At 72.3% G+C, this 15,393-nt stretch carries 15 protein-coding genes and 1 pseudogene; 12 read left to right on the forward strand and 4 right to left on the reverse strand.

Going from position 1 to position 15,393, the window contains the following annotated elements; translation table 11 throughout:
- The first annotated feature begins 176 nt into the window (after positions 1–176).
- The 4 genes from ACFWBW_RS30400 (at position 177) to ACFWBW_RS30415 (ending at position 4,265) form a co-directional block, all read left to right on the forward strand.
- Positions 177–1,424: an MFS transporter gene (locus ACFWBW_RS30400; protein ID WP_385379123.1), complete on the forward strand. Its 1,248-nt coding sequence runs from the start codon at positions 177–179 to the stop codon at positions 1,422–1,424.
- A gap of 132 nt (positions 1,425–1,556) precedes the next feature.
- Entirely contained in the window at positions 1,557–2,252 is a 696-nt protein-coding gene (locus ACFWBW_RS30405) for an alpha/beta fold hydrolase (protein ID WP_243341112.1), read from the forward strand.
- Between the two features lie 525 nt (positions 2,253–2,777).
- Positions 2,778–3,476 (forward strand): alpha/beta fold hydrolase, encoded by a 699-nt coding sequence (locus tag ACFWBW_RS30410; RefSeq protein WP_385379126.1) that lies wholly within the window; start codon positions 2,778–2,780, stop codon positions 3,474–3,476.
- A gap of 126 nt (positions 3,477–3,602) precedes the next feature.
- Positions 3,603–4,265, forward strand: coding sequence for an HAD family hydrolase (locus ACFWBW_RS30415; RefSeq protein WP_385379129.1), 663 nt, complete (start codon positions 3,603–3,605; stop codon positions 4,263–4,265).
- 78 nt (positions 4,266–4,343) lie between these two features.
- Here the strand turns inward: ACFWBW_RS30415 and ACFWBW_RS30420 are convergent, their stop codons facing one another.
- Positions 4,344–4,751: a RidA family protein gene (locus ACFWBW_RS30420; protein WP_385379132.1), complete on the reverse strand. Its 408-nt coding sequence runs from the start codon at positions 4,749–4,751 to the stop codon at positions 4,344–4,346.
- A 77-nt stretch (positions 4,752–4,828) separates the two neighbouring features.
- Between ACFWBW_RS30420 and ACFWBW_RS30425 the strand changes: the two genes are divergently transcribed.
- From ACFWBW_RS30425 to ACFWBW_RS30440, 4 genes are all read left to right on the forward strand, one after another.
- Positions 4,829–5,518: a TetR/AcrR family transcriptional regulator gene (locus ACFWBW_RS30425; protein ID WP_385379135.1), complete on the forward strand. Its 690-nt coding sequence runs from the start codon at positions 4,829–4,831 to the stop codon at positions 5,516–5,518.
- A complete protein-coding gene (locus ACFWBW_RS30430) occupies positions 5,515–5,976 on the forward strand; it encodes a type II toxin-antitoxin system PemK/MazF family toxin (protein ID WP_385379138.1) in 462 nt (153 codons plus the stop codon). Before ACFWBW_RS30425 ends, ACFWBW_RS30430 begins: the two co-directional genes overlap by 4 nt.
- A gap of 106 nt (positions 5,977–6,082) precedes the next feature.
- Entirely contained in the window at positions 6,083–6,931 is an 849-nt protein-coding gene (locus ACFWBW_RS30435) for a class I SAM-dependent methyltransferase (protein ID WP_385379141.1), read from the forward strand.
- A gap of 159 nt (positions 6,932–7,090) precedes the next feature.
- Positions 7,091–7,930, forward strand: coding sequence for a dienelactone hydrolase family protein (locus ACFWBW_RS30440; RefSeq protein WP_385379144.1), 840 nt, complete (start codon positions 7,091–7,093; stop codon positions 7,928–7,930).
- Between the two features lie 33 nt (positions 7,931–7,963).
- Here the strand turns inward: ACFWBW_RS30440 and ACFWBW_RS30445 are convergent, their stop codons facing one another.
- Positions 7,964–8,857, reverse strand: a complete 894-nt coding sequence (locus tag ACFWBW_RS30445; protein WP_385379147.1) for a TIGR02452 family protein — start codon at positions 8,855–8,857, stop codon at positions 7,964–7,966.
- A 72-nt stretch (positions 8,858–8,929) separates the two neighbouring features.
- On the opposite strand from ACFWBW_RS30445, the gene egtA reads away from it, so the two are divergent.
- The 4 genes from egtA to egtD are packed head-to-tail and all read left to right on the forward strand — an operon-like array spanning position 8,930 to position 13,666.
- A complete protein-coding gene (egtA, locus tag ACFWBW_RS30450; protein WP_385379149.1) occupies positions 8,930–10,375 on the forward strand; it encodes an ergothioneine biosynthesis glutamate--cysteine ligase EgtA in 1,446 nt (481 codons plus the stop codon).
- On the forward strand, positions 10,372–11,739 hold the full coding sequence (gene egtB / locus ACFWBW_RS30455; protein ID WP_385379151.1) for an ergothioneine biosynthesis protein EgtB: 1,368 nt from the start codon (positions 10,372–10,374) through the stop codon (positions 11,737–11,739). Before egtA ends, egtB begins: the two co-directional genes overlap by 4 nt.
- On the forward strand, positions 11,739–12,608 hold the full coding sequence (egtC, locus tag ACFWBW_RS30460; protein WP_385379154.1) for an ergothioneine biosynthesis protein EgtC: 870 nt from the start codon (positions 11,739–11,741) through the stop codon (positions 12,606–12,608). The genes egtB and egtC overlap by 1 nt, the downstream gene beginning before the upstream one ends.
- On the forward strand, positions 12,605–13,666 hold the full coding sequence (egtD, locus tag ACFWBW_RS30465) for an L-histidine N(alpha)-methyltransferase (RefSeq protein ID WP_385379156.1): 1,062 nt from the start codon (positions 12,605–12,607) through the stop codon (positions 13,664–13,666). The genes egtC and egtD overlap by 4 nt, the downstream gene beginning before the upstream one ends.
- A 233-nt stretch (positions 13,667–13,899) precedes the next feature.
- Here the strand turns inward: egtD and ACFWBW_RS30470 are convergent.
- Positions 13,900–14,433: pseudogene (locus tag ACFWBW_RS30470) on the reverse strand (lysophospholipid acyltransferase family protein); the annotation flags it as partial.
- Complete coding sequence (locus ACFWBW_RS30475; RefSeq protein ID WP_385379158.1) at positions 14,430–15,308, reverse strand: GNAT family N-acetyltransferase; 879 nt, start codon at positions 15,306–15,308, stop codon at positions 14,430–14,432. The pseudogene ACFWBW_RS30470 and the gene ACFWBW_RS30475, both read right to left, overlap by 4 nt.
- Positions 15,309–15,393 lie beyond the last annotated feature (85 nt).

A 15,393-nucleotide genomic window follows, 5' to 3' on the forward strand; every position in this document is an offset into this window, starting at 1 on the left:
CCAGCTTCACCAAAGGTGTCTCCACACGTGCCGGTGCCGTGTCCAGTCGTGCCGCCGCCCTGCCGCGTTCCGTCGCACCCCCGCCGTCGTGACGGGGCGGCGCGCACTCCTCCCCACACCCCTCAGTGCACCCCTCCGTACCCCTCGCCCCTTACCAAACTGCCCAGGAGGGCACCGTGGCCCTTTCCTCCCCCGGCACCGGCACCGCTGCCGCCACCACCACCGACGCCCCCGCCTCCCCGCGCGGCCTGCTCCCCTTGCTGCTCGTCGGCAACGGCGCCATGTACGCGCTCTACGTCGGCGTCGCCGGCGTACTCCTCGCCCTCCAGGTCGAAGACATCGACGCGGCGAACAAGGTCGCCAACTTCGGCCTGATCGCGGGGGTCTCGGCGATCTTCGCGACCGTTTTCAACCCGGTCGCGGGCGCCCTGTCCGACCGGAGCGGACGGCGCAACCCCTGGATCCTGGGCGGTGGACTCGCCGCGATACCGGCGATGTTCCTGCTCGGCGCCGCGGACACGATCCTGCTCATCACCATCGCCTGGTGCCTCGGCCAGGCCGTGATGAACATCTACCAGGCCGCCATCACCTCCGTGGTCCCCGACCGGGTGTCCATGAGCGCCCGCGGCAAGGCATCCGCGGCCGTCGGCCTCGGCCTGCCGCTGGGCTCGACCATCGGCGCCCTGATCGGCGCGGCCTTCTCGGACGACTACCGCACCGGATACCTGATCTTCGGCGCGATCGTCGCCGGCGCCGCCGTCCTGTTCACCACCTGCACCCGCGAGGAACGGCGCCCGGCCAAGCCCTCCATGCCGGTCAAGGCGCAGCTGGCCGCCTTCGCGAGCGCCCTGGGGGACCACGACTTCCGCTGGGCGTTCATCGGGCGGGCCCTGCTGGTCCTCGGCTACTTCGCGGTGAGCGGCTACCAGCTGTACATCCTCCAGGACCACACCGTGCTGCCCGAGGGCATGAAGCCGGAAGCGGCTGTCGCCATCATGATGCCGCTGACCAGCGTGGCGATGGTCGTCTCCACCGTCCTGGGCGGCTGGCTCTCGGACAAGTACGACCGCCGCAAGCTCTTCGTCGGCGCCTCCGCCCTGCTGTCCGCCGTCGCGCTGGTGATCCCCGCCCTGTCGACCAGCTGGACGGCCATGCTGGCCTTCGCCGTGATCAACGGCCTCGCATTCGGCTGCTACATGGCCGTCGACACCGCACTCGTCACCATGGTGCTCCCCAAGGCGGAGGACGCCGCCCGCGACATGGGCGTACTCAACATCGCCAACGCCGGCCCGCAGATCGTCGCCCCCTTCATCGCCTCCGTGATCGTGTCCGTGAGCGGCGGCTACACGGCCCTGTTCATCGCGGCCGCCGCCCTGGCGGTGGCGGGCGCCCTGGCGGTCAAGCCGATCCGCAGCGTCCGCTGACGGCTCAGCCGCCCCACCCACACCCTGACCACCCACCACCCACCACCCACCACCCACCACCCACCACTCACCACCCACCACCCACCACCCACCACTCACCACTCACCACTCCTGACGATGAAGGGCACCACCGTGCAGCTCCACACCCACACCTGGGGCGAAGGCGACCGCATCGCCCTCCTGATCCACGGGATCATGGCCGACCACCGGACCTGGCGCCGGGTCGGACCCGCCCTCGCCGAGCGCGGGTACCGCGCCATCGCCGTGGACCTGCGCGGCCACGGCGCCAGCGGCCGGGGCGAGTACAGCCCGGAGGCCTTCGCCGACGACGTGGTCGAAACGCTCCCGGCCGGCGCCGAGCTCGCCATCGGCCACTCCCTCGGCGGCCTGACCCTCTCGAAGGCCGTCGACCGCCTGAAGCCGAAGCGCGCCGTGTTCTCCGACCCTGCCTGGCACTTGGCGGAGCTCGGCGAGGGCTTCGGACCCGAGATGTTCGCCCAGTTCAAGTCCGCGCCCAAGGAGCAGATCCAGGCAATGAACCCGCGCTGGGAGGAGGCCGACGTGGACGTCGAACTGGCCACTCTGGCCGTCTGGGACGAGGCCACCGCCCTGAGCCTGACCCCGCTGATGGGCACGGACCTGCTGCCGGCCGCGCCCGTGGTCCCGTCCCTCGTACAGTTGGCGGACCCGAGCTTCCTGATCTCCCCCGAGCGCGCGGCGGTCCTCAAGGAGCGCGGCTTCGAAGTCCGCTCGGTCACCGGCGCCGGCCACACCATCCACCGAGACGACTTCGACGGCTTCATGGCCTCCCTGGAGGGCTGGCTCTAGGGCCCGACCCCACCAACAAGGAGCCTCCTCCTGCCCCCCATCCCCCGCCCTCCCGGCAGAACTCGCCGTTCAGCCGGTAGGGCGGGGCAGTTGATCGCAGCGAAACGAACAGACCGCCCACATCCACCACCCACCTCCCTGATTCACTCGGTCACATGGGGAGGACCGGAACACTCATCGGCCACACACGACGACTCCTGGCGCACGAGCGGCGCCAACTGGCGAGTCTCGGCTTATGGATCACTCGACGCACGCACGGAGTGAGGGGGCCCGGACATCGCCGTCGGATACGCGCGGGCTGGGGCCTCGACGGCGTACGCGCTGGTATTCCTCTGCGCGATCGAGACGGCCGGGGTCTCCTTCATGCTTGCCCCTTATCCGGCCGCCCACTTGACCATGCTCGGTGAAACAGCAGGTCAACCACCCACACAGGCCTGCCCGAGACCGACCTTCTGCAACACCCTTGAGGACGTGTATCGAAAGTACTTCAGGGCGATCGTCAGGCTGCCCCGCTACGGTGCGGGCATGGTGAATTTCGTGCTGGTTGCAGGTGCGCGGCTCGGGGCGTGGGCGTGGGACGAGGTGGTGCCGTATCTGCATGCGGCCGGCCACGGCGTCTACCCGTTGACGCTGTCCGGTCTTGCTGACAAGCGGGGTGTGCCGGCGGGGCAGCAGACCCACGTCCAGGACATCGTTGCCGAGGTCGAACGCCAGGGTCTGCGTGACGTCGTCCTGGTCGGTCACAGCTACTCGGGCATCCCGGTCGGTCAGGCCGCGGAGCAGATCGGCGACCGGCTGGCCCGCGTGGTATTCGTCGACTCCAACGTTCCGACTGATGGCGAGTCCTTTGCCTCCGCCTGGCCGGACGGCGGGGCGGGGGTAAAGGCATCGATCGCCGAAAATGGAGGGTTCTGGCCGCTCGTGCCCGCAGCTCACTACAACGGCGAGGGTCTCACCGATGAGCAGGTCGCACGCCTCGTGCGTGGCTCGACGCCGCACCCGGGCGCCACGCTGATCGAGCCCGCCCTGCTCGCTGGGCCGCTCGACGAACTTCCGGCGACGTACATCCAGTGTCTGCTCGCCGGGGCCGAGCTCGACGACGACGTGACCGAGCTGCTGAACAGCAAGCACTGGCGGCTGGTCACGATGGACACCGGCCACTGGCCGATGTTCTCCCAGCCGCGCGAACTGGCACAGATCTTGCTTGATGTAGCCGGGGAGTAACTGCAGGTCCGTGCTTGCGCGCTCCGTTGGGGCATGTATCAAGGCGCTGGCCCAGCACGCTTCAAAAAGTGCCCGGACGCACGCGGTGATCTGATGCGGCACATGCGGTGATGGCATCCTTGGCCGGTGCTCTCCTCTGATCATGCAGGTGCCGTGTTCTTCGACGTCGATGGCACTCTCGTCCCGCGGACGAGTTCGTCGGTCTTCCTGGCCGGCTTCCTCGGACATCGCGACGAATTGGCAGAGGCGGAGGGCGGGTACGCCTCAGGCGCCCTGGACAATCGGCACGTCTCGGAGCTGGATGCGGCGGGCTGGGCAGGCGTGTCCGAGGGGCAGGTCCTCGGCTGGCTCGAGGGGCTTCCCCTGGTCTCGGGAATTCCGGAGACCGTGGCCTGGTGCTGGAGCAACAGGCTGGTGCCCGTCCTGGCGACCCTGGCCTGGTCCCCGGTCGGCAGCTACCTGACCGACCGCTTCGGCTTCCATTCGTTCAGCGGACCCCGGCTGGAGACCGCCCGAGGCCGGTTCACGGGGCGCGTCGCCCGCCACTTCGACGAGTACGACAAGCGGGACTTCGCCCTCGCGCAGGCGCAAGAGCTGGGGCTGGCCCCCCTCTCGTGCGGGGCAGTGGGAGACAGCCGTTCCGACCTGCCGCTGTTCGCCTCGGTAGGGGTGGCCGTGGCGTTCAACGCCTCGCAGCACGCGCGGACAGCTGCGACGGTCGTGGTCGAGGACGACGACCTTCGAGGTGTACTCCCGCACTTGAGCCGGCTGGCCACAGCCACCCGCTGACGGCCGCGACAGCACGCGCGGCGGCCGCCCCTGGTGAAGCAGGGCGCTTGGCCCCACCCCCTGATGGGGGGGTGGGCGTCAGTCGAGGACGGCCGTGGCTTCGACCTCGACGAGGAGATCGGGTTCCCCCAGCGCCGCAACGCCGAGCAGTGTGATCGGCTTGACGGGGTCGATGCCCAGCTTGGCCGCCGCCCGGGCCACGCCCTCCCCCAGCAGCGGCATCTTCTCAGGGCTCCAGTCGACGACGTAGACGGTCAGCTTCGCCACGTCGTCGAAGGATCCGCCGATCTCGGCCAGGGCGGTGCCGATGTTGAGATAGCACTGCTCGACCTGAGCGGCGAAGTCCCCCTCACCGACCTTCCGCCCCTCGGCATCGCGTGCGACCTGGCCCGCGAGGAACACCAGCTTCGATCCGGTGGCGATCGAGAGCTGGCGGTACACGTCGGGTTTCGGCAGCCCGTTGGGATTGACCAGCTTCACGGCCATGACGGCTCCTTCTCATCGGGGCGCACGCTCCGGCGCGCAACTCTCCAAAGCATAGCACTGCTATGTATTGTAGGAACATGGCGCGAACCAAGGACCCGGCGATCCGCTCCCTCCTGATCGAGCGGGCCGCGATGATGCTGCGCACCCGCGAACCGGTCACCCTCCGCTCGCTCGTGGCCGGGACCGGCGTGTCGACGATGGCCGTCTACACCTACTTCGGCGGCATGGACGGCCTGTGGACGGCCATGCGTCAGGAGGGCTTCAAGCGCCTGGCAGCAAGGCTCGACGCCGTGTCGATGTCCGCGGATCCGGTACGGGACTTGGCCGCGCTCGGAGCCGCCTACGTGAACAACGCCCTGGCCGCCCCCGACCTCTACCGGATCATGTTCGACGCCGGGTTCGAGCTCGAAGACGCCGAGGCCGCTGACGAGACCTTGCACTGTCTCGTCAGCGCCGTCGAACGCGCCAAGGCCGGCGGCCGCTTCCGCGACGACATCGACCCGTTGACCCTGGCGACGCAAAGCTGGGTGATCGGCCACGGACTCGCGTCCCTGGTCGCAACGGGCCCCCTGCCGCGCCAAGTCCTCAGCCAGGGCGTGCCCCTGCTGACCGCACTGTTCACGAGCTCCGGCGACGCCGCCGAAAGGTGCCTCCGCTCCGTCGAACTCGGCTGGCCGACAGCACCCGCCCCGCCCGAGGAAGGGAGCTCGACTCCCGGGACGCCGCCCGGCACCCCACGCAGCCACCCGGTAACCTCGCCCGAATGACGGCACTTTCACACCACAGCAACGGTCACGTCGAGCAGCCGGGTCGTGACGGGCACACCGCGACCGCCGAGGCCGATCCGCATGCCATCGGGCCGGTGCAGACCTCGTACGCCCCCGATCGCGACGGGGATCCCGACCCCGGGGAGATCGTGTGGACCTGGGTTCCGTACGAGGAGAACGACGGGCGCGGCAAGGACCGGCCGGTGCTGGTCGTGGCCCGCGAGGGGAGCGGCACGCTCCTCGCCGTGCAGCTGTCCAGCAAGCGGCACGACCACGACCGGGAGTGGGTCCCCATCGGGACCGGCCCGTGGGACAGCGCGGGCCGGGAGTCCTGGGTCGACGTGGACCGGGTGCTGCGCGTACACGAGGACGGCATGCGGCGGGAGGCGTGCGCGCTGGACCGGGGCCGGTTCCAGCTCGTCGTGGACCGGCTGCGCGAGCGGTACGGCTGGCGCTAGGGCCTGTCGTCACATTCCCGTCGTCGCCCGAAGGGCGGCCTCCGGCCCCGGCTCCCGCCCGCCTCTCCGACATGTGTCCTCCCCGCCCCCTTGCGACAATGGGTCCATGACCGGCACAGGGCCCCAGGGCCCGGGACGCTACGGCGAGCGGGTCTTCCGCCCCGAGGCCGGGGGCGAGGGGGACCGGATCGACCTCGGCTCCCTGACCTACGACGGGACGACCATGGCCCGGCTGCGGCAGCTGGGCGTGGGCCCGGGCTGGACCTGCCTGGACGTCGGAGCGGGAACCGGGACGGTGGCGCGCCGGCTGCTGGAGGAGGCGGGGGTCGCGGAGGTCCTCGCGGTGGACCGGGACGTACGCTTCCTCGCCGCGCACCCCGTGCCGGGACTGACCCCGCTGCAGGCGGACATCACCGCGGACGGTTTCTCCCCGGGCCTCTTCCGGCTGGTCCACGCCCGCTTCGTCCTCATGCACCTGCCGGACCGGCCTCGGCTGGTCGCCCGGCTCGTCGAGCTGCTCGCCCCCGGCGGAGTCCTGGTGATCAGCGACGCCGTGGACCTGACGACGGAATCCGCGCCCCCCACCCCGTACACCGACGCGATGCGGGCCATGTGGCGCGGGCTGCGCGACAGCATCGGCACGGACGTGTCGCAGGTGGTCCACCACCCCGAGCTGCTGGAGGCGGCGGGGCTGGAATCGGTGGCGGCCGAGATCCACGTGCCACCGCTGCTGCCGGGCAGTGCGATCAGCCGGTTCTGGGCGGACACCTGGGACCGGGCCCGGGCGGACATGCTGGCGACGGGGCTTCTCGACGAGGACCGGCTCGCCGAGGCCCTGCGGCTGCTGGACTCCCCCGGGTACGCCGGGCTGTCTCCCGGCATGCTCACGGCCTGGGGCTGGAAAACCGGAGCACCCGGAGTGCCCGGAGCACCCCGAGTGCCCGAAGCTTCGTAGGCGTCCGCCGCGGTCCGGCACCCGGCCGGTTACTCGGGGGTAGGCCTGCTCCGTCCGGGTGTTGTACGGTCCCTCCCGTCAGCGGAACGCAAGCGGAGGGTGGTGCCGTGCGTCCTCCACCACCGCGTGCGCCACGGTCGATGAGTGAGGCGGTCGTCCATGGCGGACCATGACCTGTCGGGCTTCGAACGCGACGCGTTCACCCACGGGGACAGCACGCGCCCCGTCCTGCGCCTCGGCAGCGGGCCCGCGGTGATCGTGATCGCGGAGATCCCCGGGATCACCCCGAAGGTGCTGGAGTTCGCCGAACGGGTGGCCGCGCTGGGCTGCACCGCCGTACTCCCGGTGCTGTTCGGCACACCCGGACGCGATCCCCACCCCACGGCCCACGGCCTGCTGCGGGGCGCGCTGTACACCGCGTCCAGCATCGGGAACATCTGCGTGAGCCGGGAGTTCACCGTCCTGGCGACCGGCCGCAGTTCGCCCGTCGTGAGCTGGCTGCGCGCGCTGTCCGCGTACGAGCACCAGCGCTGCGGCGGCCCGGGCGTGGGCGCCGTCGGCATGTGTCTGACCGGCGGCTTCGCCCTCGCCATGGCCGTCGACGAGCACCTCCTCGTGCCGGTCCTGTCGCAGCCGTCCCTCCCCCTGGGCATCACCGCCCGCCGGCGGGCCGGCATCGACATCTCCCCCGAGGACCTCGCCACCGTCCGCGGACGCTGCGAGCGCGAGGGCCTGCAGGTGCTGGGGCTGCGCTTCAGGAGCGACCGGCTCACCCCCGACGCGCGTTTCGCGTTCCTGCGCCGCGAGCTCGGGGAGGCCTTCGTCGCCGTCGAGCTGGGGGACGACGCCGCCAACCCGGAAGCCGTGCTCCCGCCGCACTCCGTCCTCACCGAGCATCTCGTCGACCAGCCCGGCCAGGCCACCCGCGCGGCGCTGGACCAGGTGCTCGACCTCTTGCGGACCCGCCTGCTCCCGGATGCGGCCCAAGCCTGGACCTAGGCCGGGGGCCTGGCCCTAGGCCTGGCCCTGACCCTAGGCCTGACCCTGACCCTGACCCTGGCCCTGGCCCGGACCCCAGGCCTGGCCCTGGCCCACCCCCGCCAGCACCCGCTCGAACGTCTCCCGCGTCTCGGGCTTCCGGTCGAGCACGCCGAACACCACCTGTTCGAACACGCCGGCGAACCGCCCCGTCAGCAGCCCCCGGAAGGCCTCCGCCACCTGGGCGGGGTCGTTCCGGAAGACCCCGCACCCCCAGGCGCCCAGCACCAGCCCCCGGTAGCCGTGCAGGGCGGCGACCTCCAGCACCAGCTCCGCGCGGCGGGCGAGCGCGGCGGGGATCTCGGGCTCGCGGTCCGGTTCCTGGCGGCGGATGGTGCCCGCGTTCGGGGCCGGCGAGGTGAGGAATCCGGCGCGGAAGGGGGTGTCCAGCAGGTCGCCCCGGTCGTCGCGGAAGACGGGGACCCCGGGCGAGTGAATCACCCGGTCGGTGTAGAAGGTGCTGACCTCGGCCCGGTGGACCTCGTAGTACTCCGGGGCCTCCAGGAGGGTCTCGTACAGCGCCGAGGCGCGGCAGAGGGCCTCCTCCTGGGCCTTGGCCCCGCGGACGTAGCCGCCCCCGGGATTCCGGGCCGAAGCGAAGTTCAGGACGGCCACCGGGACGGTCCGGGCCGCCCCCGGGCCCTCTTGGGCGAGCCGCCGGGCGGCGACCGTGCTGCTCTCGCCGGTGACCTCGACGACGGTCCGGCGGGTGTCCTTGGAGGCTGGTTCGCCTGGAATGACCTGGTTTGGGCCATATATCCTGGTTCCTGCCTTGGCCTCCGCCACGGCGGCGGCGATCGACACCTGCCGTCCCGACCGCGTCCGGTACCCCCCGGCCGCCACGATCTCCGCGTTCTCCCGCGCGATCTCGCGCAATCTGCCGCTCATAAGGCGATCTTCGGCGCTCCGGCAGGGCGCCCGCAATGGGTTTGTGCTCCAAGGGACGGGTAGGCACGAGTGATGTCACAGCCGACGACAGGAGACGAGGGCCCCGTCATGCCCCAGGACTCACTCACCCGACTGACCGAAGCGAACGCCGAGGAACTGATCCACGGCATCTGTTTCAAGACCGGCCCGCCCCGCCTGCTGGGCGCGGAGCTCGAATGGCTGGTGTTCGATGCCGAACGGCCCGACCGGCCCGTTTCCCACGAACGCCTGGCCGCCGCGCACGACGCGGCCCGCGCCCTCCCCCTCGGCTCCCGCGTCACCGTCGAGCCCGGCGGCCAGCTGGAACTCAGCTCGGCCCCCGCCTCCTCCCTGACCGGCTGCGTCGACGGCCTCCAGTCCGACCTGAAGGCCGTCAGGGGCGTCCTGCGCGACCAGGGCCTGGTCCTGCGCGGACTCGGCCAGGACCCGCGCCGGCCGCTGCGGCGGATGCTGACCAGCCCGCGGTACGAGGCCATGGAGGCCTACTTCGACCGCACCGGCCCGGCCGGGCGCGCCATGATGTGCGCCTCGGCCTCCGTCCAGGTGTGCGTGGACGCCGGTCACGAGGAGCCCGGCCCGCTGGGCCACGGCAGGCGCTGGCGGCTCGCGCACCTCCTCGGTGCGGTGCTGGTCGCCGCCTTCGCCAACTCCCCCGCGCGCGAAGGCCCGTACGCCGGCTGGCGGTGTGCCCGCCAAGGGGTCTGGAGCGACATCGACACCCGGCGCTCCCTCGCCCCGCCCCTGGAGGCGGAGCCGCGCGGTGCGTGGATCCGGCAGGCGCTGGACACCGAGGTGATGTGCGTGCGGGCGGCCGAAGACTGCGGGACGGGCGGGACTGGCGGGGAGGACGGCGGGACGGGCGGGGGCGGAGGGACACACGCGGGCCGTGCGCCCTGGGCGGTACCGCGCGGGCTGACCTTCCGCGACTGGCTGCGCTCCGACCACGGCCTGCGCCCGCCGACCGCCGGAGATCTCGACTACCACCTGACCACCCTCTTCCCACCGGTACGGCCCCGGGGCCATCTGGAGCTGCGGATGATCGACGCCCAGCCCGGCGAGGACGGCTGGCTGGTACCCGTGGCCGTCGTGCACGCGTTGTTCGACGACCCGGAAGCCGCGGAGACCGCGTACCGGGTGGCGAAGGGGCTGGCCGACTCCTACGGCGCCCAGCCCGCGCCGCGCAATCCGCTGTGGCACTCCGCCGCTCGCGACGCGCTGACCGATCCGGAGCTGCGGTCCGCCGCCCGCGCCTGCTTCCGGGCCGCGACATCGGCGCTGCCCCGGCTGGGAGCCGACAGCCACACCGTCGACACCGTCGGCGAGTTCACCGAGCGCTACGTCTCCCGCGGCCGATGTCCGGCCGACGACCGGACCGAACCGGACCGGACCCGGAAGCCGAAGCCGGCACACGGGCAGACGCAGACGCAGACGCAGCAGGCTCCACACACCCTGCCGACCGGCGAGGAGGCACGCTCATGACCGCCGAACCGGAGCTCCTGCGCGAGCGGGCCGCCGCCGCCCTGACCGCGGCGCGCGTCCGTACGGCCGGACTCACCGATGCCGTCACCGAGGCCGAACTGACCGCCCAGCACTCCCCCTTGATGTCTCCGCTGGTCTGGGACCTCGCGCACATCGGGAACATGGAGGAGCTCTGGCTGCTGCGCAACGTGGCCGGCCGGGAATCGATGCACCCCGAGATAGACCCGCTCTACGACGCGTTCGAGCATCCCCGTGCGGAGCGTCCGAAGTTGCCGCTGCTGAGCCCCGACGAGGCCCGACGGTACGCCGCCGAGGTCCGCGGCCGGGTCTTCGACCTGCTGGACCGCACCCCTTTGGAGGGCACGGCCCTGCTGGACGGCGGCTATGTCTTCGGGATGATCGCCCAGCACGAACAGCAGCACGACGAAACGATGCTGATCACCCATCAGCTACGGCAGGGTGCACCGGTGTTGGCGGCACCCGACCCCGACACCCCGCAGGGACCGCTGCCGCCGGCGTCCGAAGTGCTCGTACCCGCAGGGCCGTTCACGATGGGGACCTCCGCGGAACCCTGGTCGCTGGACAATGAGCGGCCCGCGCACGTACGCGAGGTCGAGGCGTTCTGGATCGACACCGTTCCGGTGACCAATGCGGCCTACCAGGAGTTCATGGCGGACGGCGGCTACCGCGAGGAGCGGTGGTGGGAGGCCGCCGGCTGGGCGGAGATCCGACGGCACGGGATCGAGGCCCCGCTGTTCTGGCACCGCGAGGGCGGTACCTGGCTGCGCCGCCGCTTCGGGGTCACCGAACCGGTGCCCGGGGACGAGCCGGTGCTGCACGTGAGCTGGTACGAGGCCGACGCGTACGCCCGCTGGGCGGGGCGCCGGCTGCCCACCGAGGCGGAGTGGGAGAAGGCCGCCCGGCACGATCCGGCGGCCGGGCGCTCCACCCGCTACCCGTGGGGCGACGCGGACCCCACGCCGAAGCACGCCAATCTCGGCCAGCGCCACCTGCGGCCGGCCCGAGCGGGCGCCTATCCGGCCGGGGCCTCCCCCCTCGGGGTGCGCCAGCTCATCGGCGACGTGTGGGAGTGGACGGCTTCGGACTTCCTCCCCTACCCGGGCTTCCGGGCGTTCCCCTACCGCGAGTACTCGGAGGTGTTCTTCGGCCCCGAGCACAAGGTGCTGCGCGGCGGCTCCTTCGCCGTGGACCCCGTGGCCTGCCGGGGCACCTTCCGCAACTGGGACCTGCCGGTGCGCCGGCAGATCTTCTCCGGTTTCCGGACCGCGCGCAGCGCCGACCCCACGGGCCCCACGGCTCCCGCCCGCTCCACAAGCGCCGCAGGCTCCACCGGGCAGGCCTGATGTGCCGTCACCTCGCCTACCTCGGGGCGCCCGTGAGCCTCGGCAGGGTGCTGAGCGAGCCCGAGCACTCGCTGGTCCGGCAGTCGTGGGAGCCGCGCCGCCAGCGTTCCGGCACGGTCAACGCGGACGGCTTCGGCGTCGGCTGGTACGCGGAGGGGGACCCGGTTCCCGCCCGCTACCGCCGGGCCGGACCGATCTGGGGCGACCTGACCTTCAGCGATCTCGCCCGGGTGGTCCGCAGCGGGGCCGTGCTGGCCGCCGTACGCGACGCCACGCGGCCCGGGGCGGACGGAGAGGCTGCGGCCGCCCCGTTCGCGGAGGGGCTGTGGCTGTTCAGCCACAACGGATCGCTGCGGGACTGGCCGGACTCCGCAGCCCCGGTCACGGCCGGACTGCCGCCCCGGGAACTGCTGTCGCTGGCCGCCCGTACGGATTCGGCGCTGATCTGGGCGCTGGTCCTGCACCGGCTGCGGACGGACCCGGACCTCGGTGCGGCGCTGGCCGGGACGGTCCGGGAGCTGGCCGAGGCCGCGCCGGGATCCCGGTTGAACCTGCTGGTGACCGACGGCCGGGCCATCGCGGCGACGGCCTGGGGGGATTCCCTGTGGTACCTGGCCGACGCGGCGGCGCAGCGCACGGTGGTGGCCTCCGAGCCCTACGACGACGACCCACGCTGGTGCGAGGTACCCGACCGGACCCTGCTGACTGCCACCCGCACCCGGGTCGACCTCGTCTCCCTGAAGGAGCCCCCCGCCACCAAAACACACGCATCACACACACCACACGTGCCGCACGCACCGCTTGCACCGCTTGCACCGCTTGCACCGCATCAAGGACTTGCACCGCATCAAGGAGACGAAGGCCCGTGAACGACTTCCAGCTGACCCGCACGCTCGACGAGCACGCCGCCGAGGCGGCGCTGCGCACGGATGTGCGCGACGGGCTGACCCGGTCCCCCAAGTCGCTGCCGCCCAAGTGGTTCTACGATGCGCGCGGCAGCGAACTCTTCGAGGAGATAACGCGGTTGCCCGAGTACTACCCGACGCGCGCCGAGCGGGAGATCCTGCTCGAACGGGCCCGGGAGATCGCCTCGGTGAGCGGGGCCCGCACCCTGGTGGAGCTGGGTTCCGGTTCCTCGGAGAAGACCCGGCACCTGATCGAGGCGCTGCCCGCGCTGGACACGTACGTCCCGGTGGACGTGAGCGAGAGCGCGCTGACCGGGGCGGCGAAGATCCTGCTGGAGGAGCATCCGGGGTTGCGCGTACACGCGTTGCTGGCCGACTTCACCCGGGCGATGCGGCTGCCGGAGTCACCCGGGCCCCGGCTGGTGGTGTTCCTGGGCGGCACGATCGGGAACCTGCTGCCGCCGGAGCGGGCCGTGTTCCTGGCGGACGTACGCGCGATGCTGTCGCCCGGGGACGCCCTGCTGATGGGGACGGACCTGGTGAAGGACCCGGCCGTCCTGGTGTCGGCGTACGACGACGCGCAGGGGGTGACCGGCGAGTTCAACCGGAACGTGCTGTCCGTGGTGAACCGGGAGCTGGGCGCGGATTTCCACACCGCCGACTTCGAGCACGTGGCGGTGTGGAACCGAGAGCACGAGTGGATCGAAATGCGACTGCGGGCCCGCGGGCCGGTGGTGGTCAAGGTCCGGGCGCTGGATCTGGAGGTGCCCTTCGAGGCGGGTGAGGAGATCCTCACGGAGATCTCGGCGAAGTTCCGTCAGGAGGGTGTCCGCCGGGAACTCGCTGCTGCCGGGCTGGAGTTGACCCATTGGTGGACGGACGCGGCAGGCCGCTTCGCCCTGTCGCTGTCGGTGGCGGACGGCATCGGCACCGACGGCTGGGAGGGCACGCCGGGCAGCGGCGCCGCCGCCGGCCGTGACGCGGGTACCGGCTCGACGGGTTCGGCGAGCACCGCGGCCTGAGCCGCCGCCGCGAGGTCCCGCCGGTGCGCGTACCGGCCCGGCGGGATCCGCGGCAGCAGCCACACCTCGGCACGTACCCCGCGGGACCGCGCGATCCGCCACAGCGACGCGGTCAGCACATCGTCCCCGACGAAGGCGGGCGCCCCGGCCGGCCCCCCGTCGTCGAGCAGGTAGCTGATCCGTACGGGCTGTACGGGTACCCGCGCGTCCAGCGCGGCCTGGAACGCGGCCCGCCGGAAGGGGCCCTGGGCGCGTCCGCACCAGGTGGAGCCCTCGGGGTAGACGGTGACGCGGTCGCCGGCGAGCAGGGCCCGGGCGAGAGCGTCGACGGTGGCGGGCAGGGTGCGCAGCCGGTCGCGTTCGATGAAGAGGGTGCCGGCCTGCCGGGAGAGCGGCCCGAGGACCGGCCAGCTCCGGATGTCGCTCTTGGCCAGCATCCGGGAGGGCAGGGCGGCCGCGACGAGCGGGATGTCCAGCCAGGAGATGTGGTTGGCGACGATCAGCCGGCCCCCGCCGGGGCCGGGGGTCCCGTGCACGGTGATCCGCAGGCCGAAGGCGCCCAGCAGGGCGGCGGCCCAGGCCCGTACGACCACGTGCCGGGGCCGCTCCGGCAGCAGCCTCAGCGGCGGGGCGCCCAGGATTCCGAGCAGGACCAGGGCGACGGCGCCGGCGAGGCGCAGTACCGCGCGCGGCACGCTCGCGGTGCGTCCCCCGTGGTCGGCGCAGACCGCGGGAGTGCAGGGCGAGGTCGGGAGCCAGGCGCTCATGCGGCCGGGGCGAGCGCGAGGAAGTGCTTGAGGTAGCGGGGGTTGGTGCGCCGCAGGGAGAGCAGGACGTACAGGTCGGCGCAGCCGAACTCGGCGTCGAGGGCGGGCTCGCCGCAGACCCAGGCGCCCAGGCGCAGGTAGCCGCGCAGCAGCGGGGGCAGTTCCATCCGGCCGGGGAAGTCGATGCCTTCGGGGCTCCAGGGGAGGTGCGGGGTGACCCGGTACTCGACGGGGGCGAGGCTGCGGGTGAGGACGTTCTCCCGGGTGGCGGCGGCCAGCACCCCGCCGTCGGAGAGCGGTATGGAGCAGCAGCCGGCGAGCCAGTTGTGCCCGGAGCGGTCCATGTAGCGGGCAAGGCCGGCCCAGATGAGGGCGATGACGGCGCCGTTGCGGTGGTCGGGGTGGACGCAGGAGCGGCCCACCTCGACCAGGTCGGGGCGGATAGGAGCGAGGGCGGAGAGGTCGAACTCGCCCTCGGAGTAGAGGCGTCCGGCGACGGCGGCGCGTTCCGGGGGCAGCAGCCGGTAGGTGCCGACGACCTGCTCGGTCTCCTCCTCGACGACGAGGAGGTGGTCGCAGTAGGCGTCGAAGGCGTCGGAGTCCAGGCCCGGCTCCGGTCCGTCGAGACGGGCGCCGAGCTCGCCGGCGAAGACCTGGTGGCGCAGCCGCTGGGCGGCGCGCACCTCGTCCTCGTTGCGGGCGAGGCGGACGGCGTAGCGGGGTGCGGGGGTCTCCTCGGCGTGCGGGGCGGGCGCCGAGGAGGCCGAGGAGGGGGTGAAGGCGGAGACGGGGGCGGGCGCCGCGGAAGAGGTGAAGGCGGAGACGGGGGCGACCGCGGGGGGCACGACGGACGGGGACAGGGGGGCGATGGTCATGACGGCTCCTGGTCCGGCACGGGAAGCCAGGCCGGCAGGTGTGTGGCCTGGCTTCCTTACTTCTTCCGTGACCGGCTGGATTCGA

Origin of the sequence: Streptomyces sp. NPDC059957 (assembly GCF_042730015.1) — a bacterium.
Taxonomy (GTDB): Bacteria; Actinomycetota; Actinomycetes; order Streptomycetales; family Streptomycetaceae; genus Streptomyces.

Coding starts and splice junctions, on each gene's coding strand:
- ACFWBW_RS30445 (WP_385379147.1), bottom strand. CDS start 8,857: ATGAGCGGCAGATTGCGCGAGATCGCGCGGGAGAACGCGGAGATCGTG.
- ACFWBW_RS30420 (WP_385379132.1), bottom strand. CDS start 4,751: ATGGCCGTGAAGCTGGTCAATCCCAACGGGCTGCCGAAACCCGACGTG.
- ACFWBW_RS30435 (WP_385379141.1), top strand. CDS start 6,083: ATGACCGGCACAGGGCCCCAGGGCCCGGGACGCTACGGCGAGCGGGTC.
- ACFWBW_RS30430 (WP_385379138.1), top strand. CDS start 5,515: ATGACGGCACTTTCACACCACAGCAACGGTCACGTCGAGCAGCCGGGT.
- ACFWBW_RS30410 (WP_385379126.1), top strand. CDS start 2,778: ATGGTGAATTTCGTGCTGGTTGCAGGTGCGCGGCTCGGGGCGTGGGCG.
- egtA (WP_385379149.1), top strand. CDS start 8,930: ATGTCACAGCCGACGACAGGAGACGAGGGCCCCGTCATGCCCCAGGAC.
- egtB (WP_385379151.1), top strand. CDS start 10,372: ATGACCGCCGAACCGGAGCTCCTGCGCGAGCGGGCCGCCGCCGCCCTG.
- ACFWBW_RS30425 (WP_385379135.1), top strand. CDS start 4,829: ATGGCGCGAACCAAGGACCCGGCGATCCGCTCCCTCCTGATCGAGCGG.
- ACFWBW_RS30440 (WP_385379144.1), top strand. CDS start 7,091: ATGGCGGACCATGACCTGTCGGGCTTCGAACGCGACGCGTTCACCCAC.
- ACFWBW_RS30475 (WP_385379158.1), bottom strand. CDS start 15,308: ATGACCATCGCCCCCCTGTCCCCGTCCGTCGTGCCCCCCGCGGTCGCC.
- egtC (WP_385379154.1), top strand. CDS start 11,739: ATGTGCCGTCACCTCGCCTACCTCGGGGCGCCCGTGAGCCTCGGCAGG.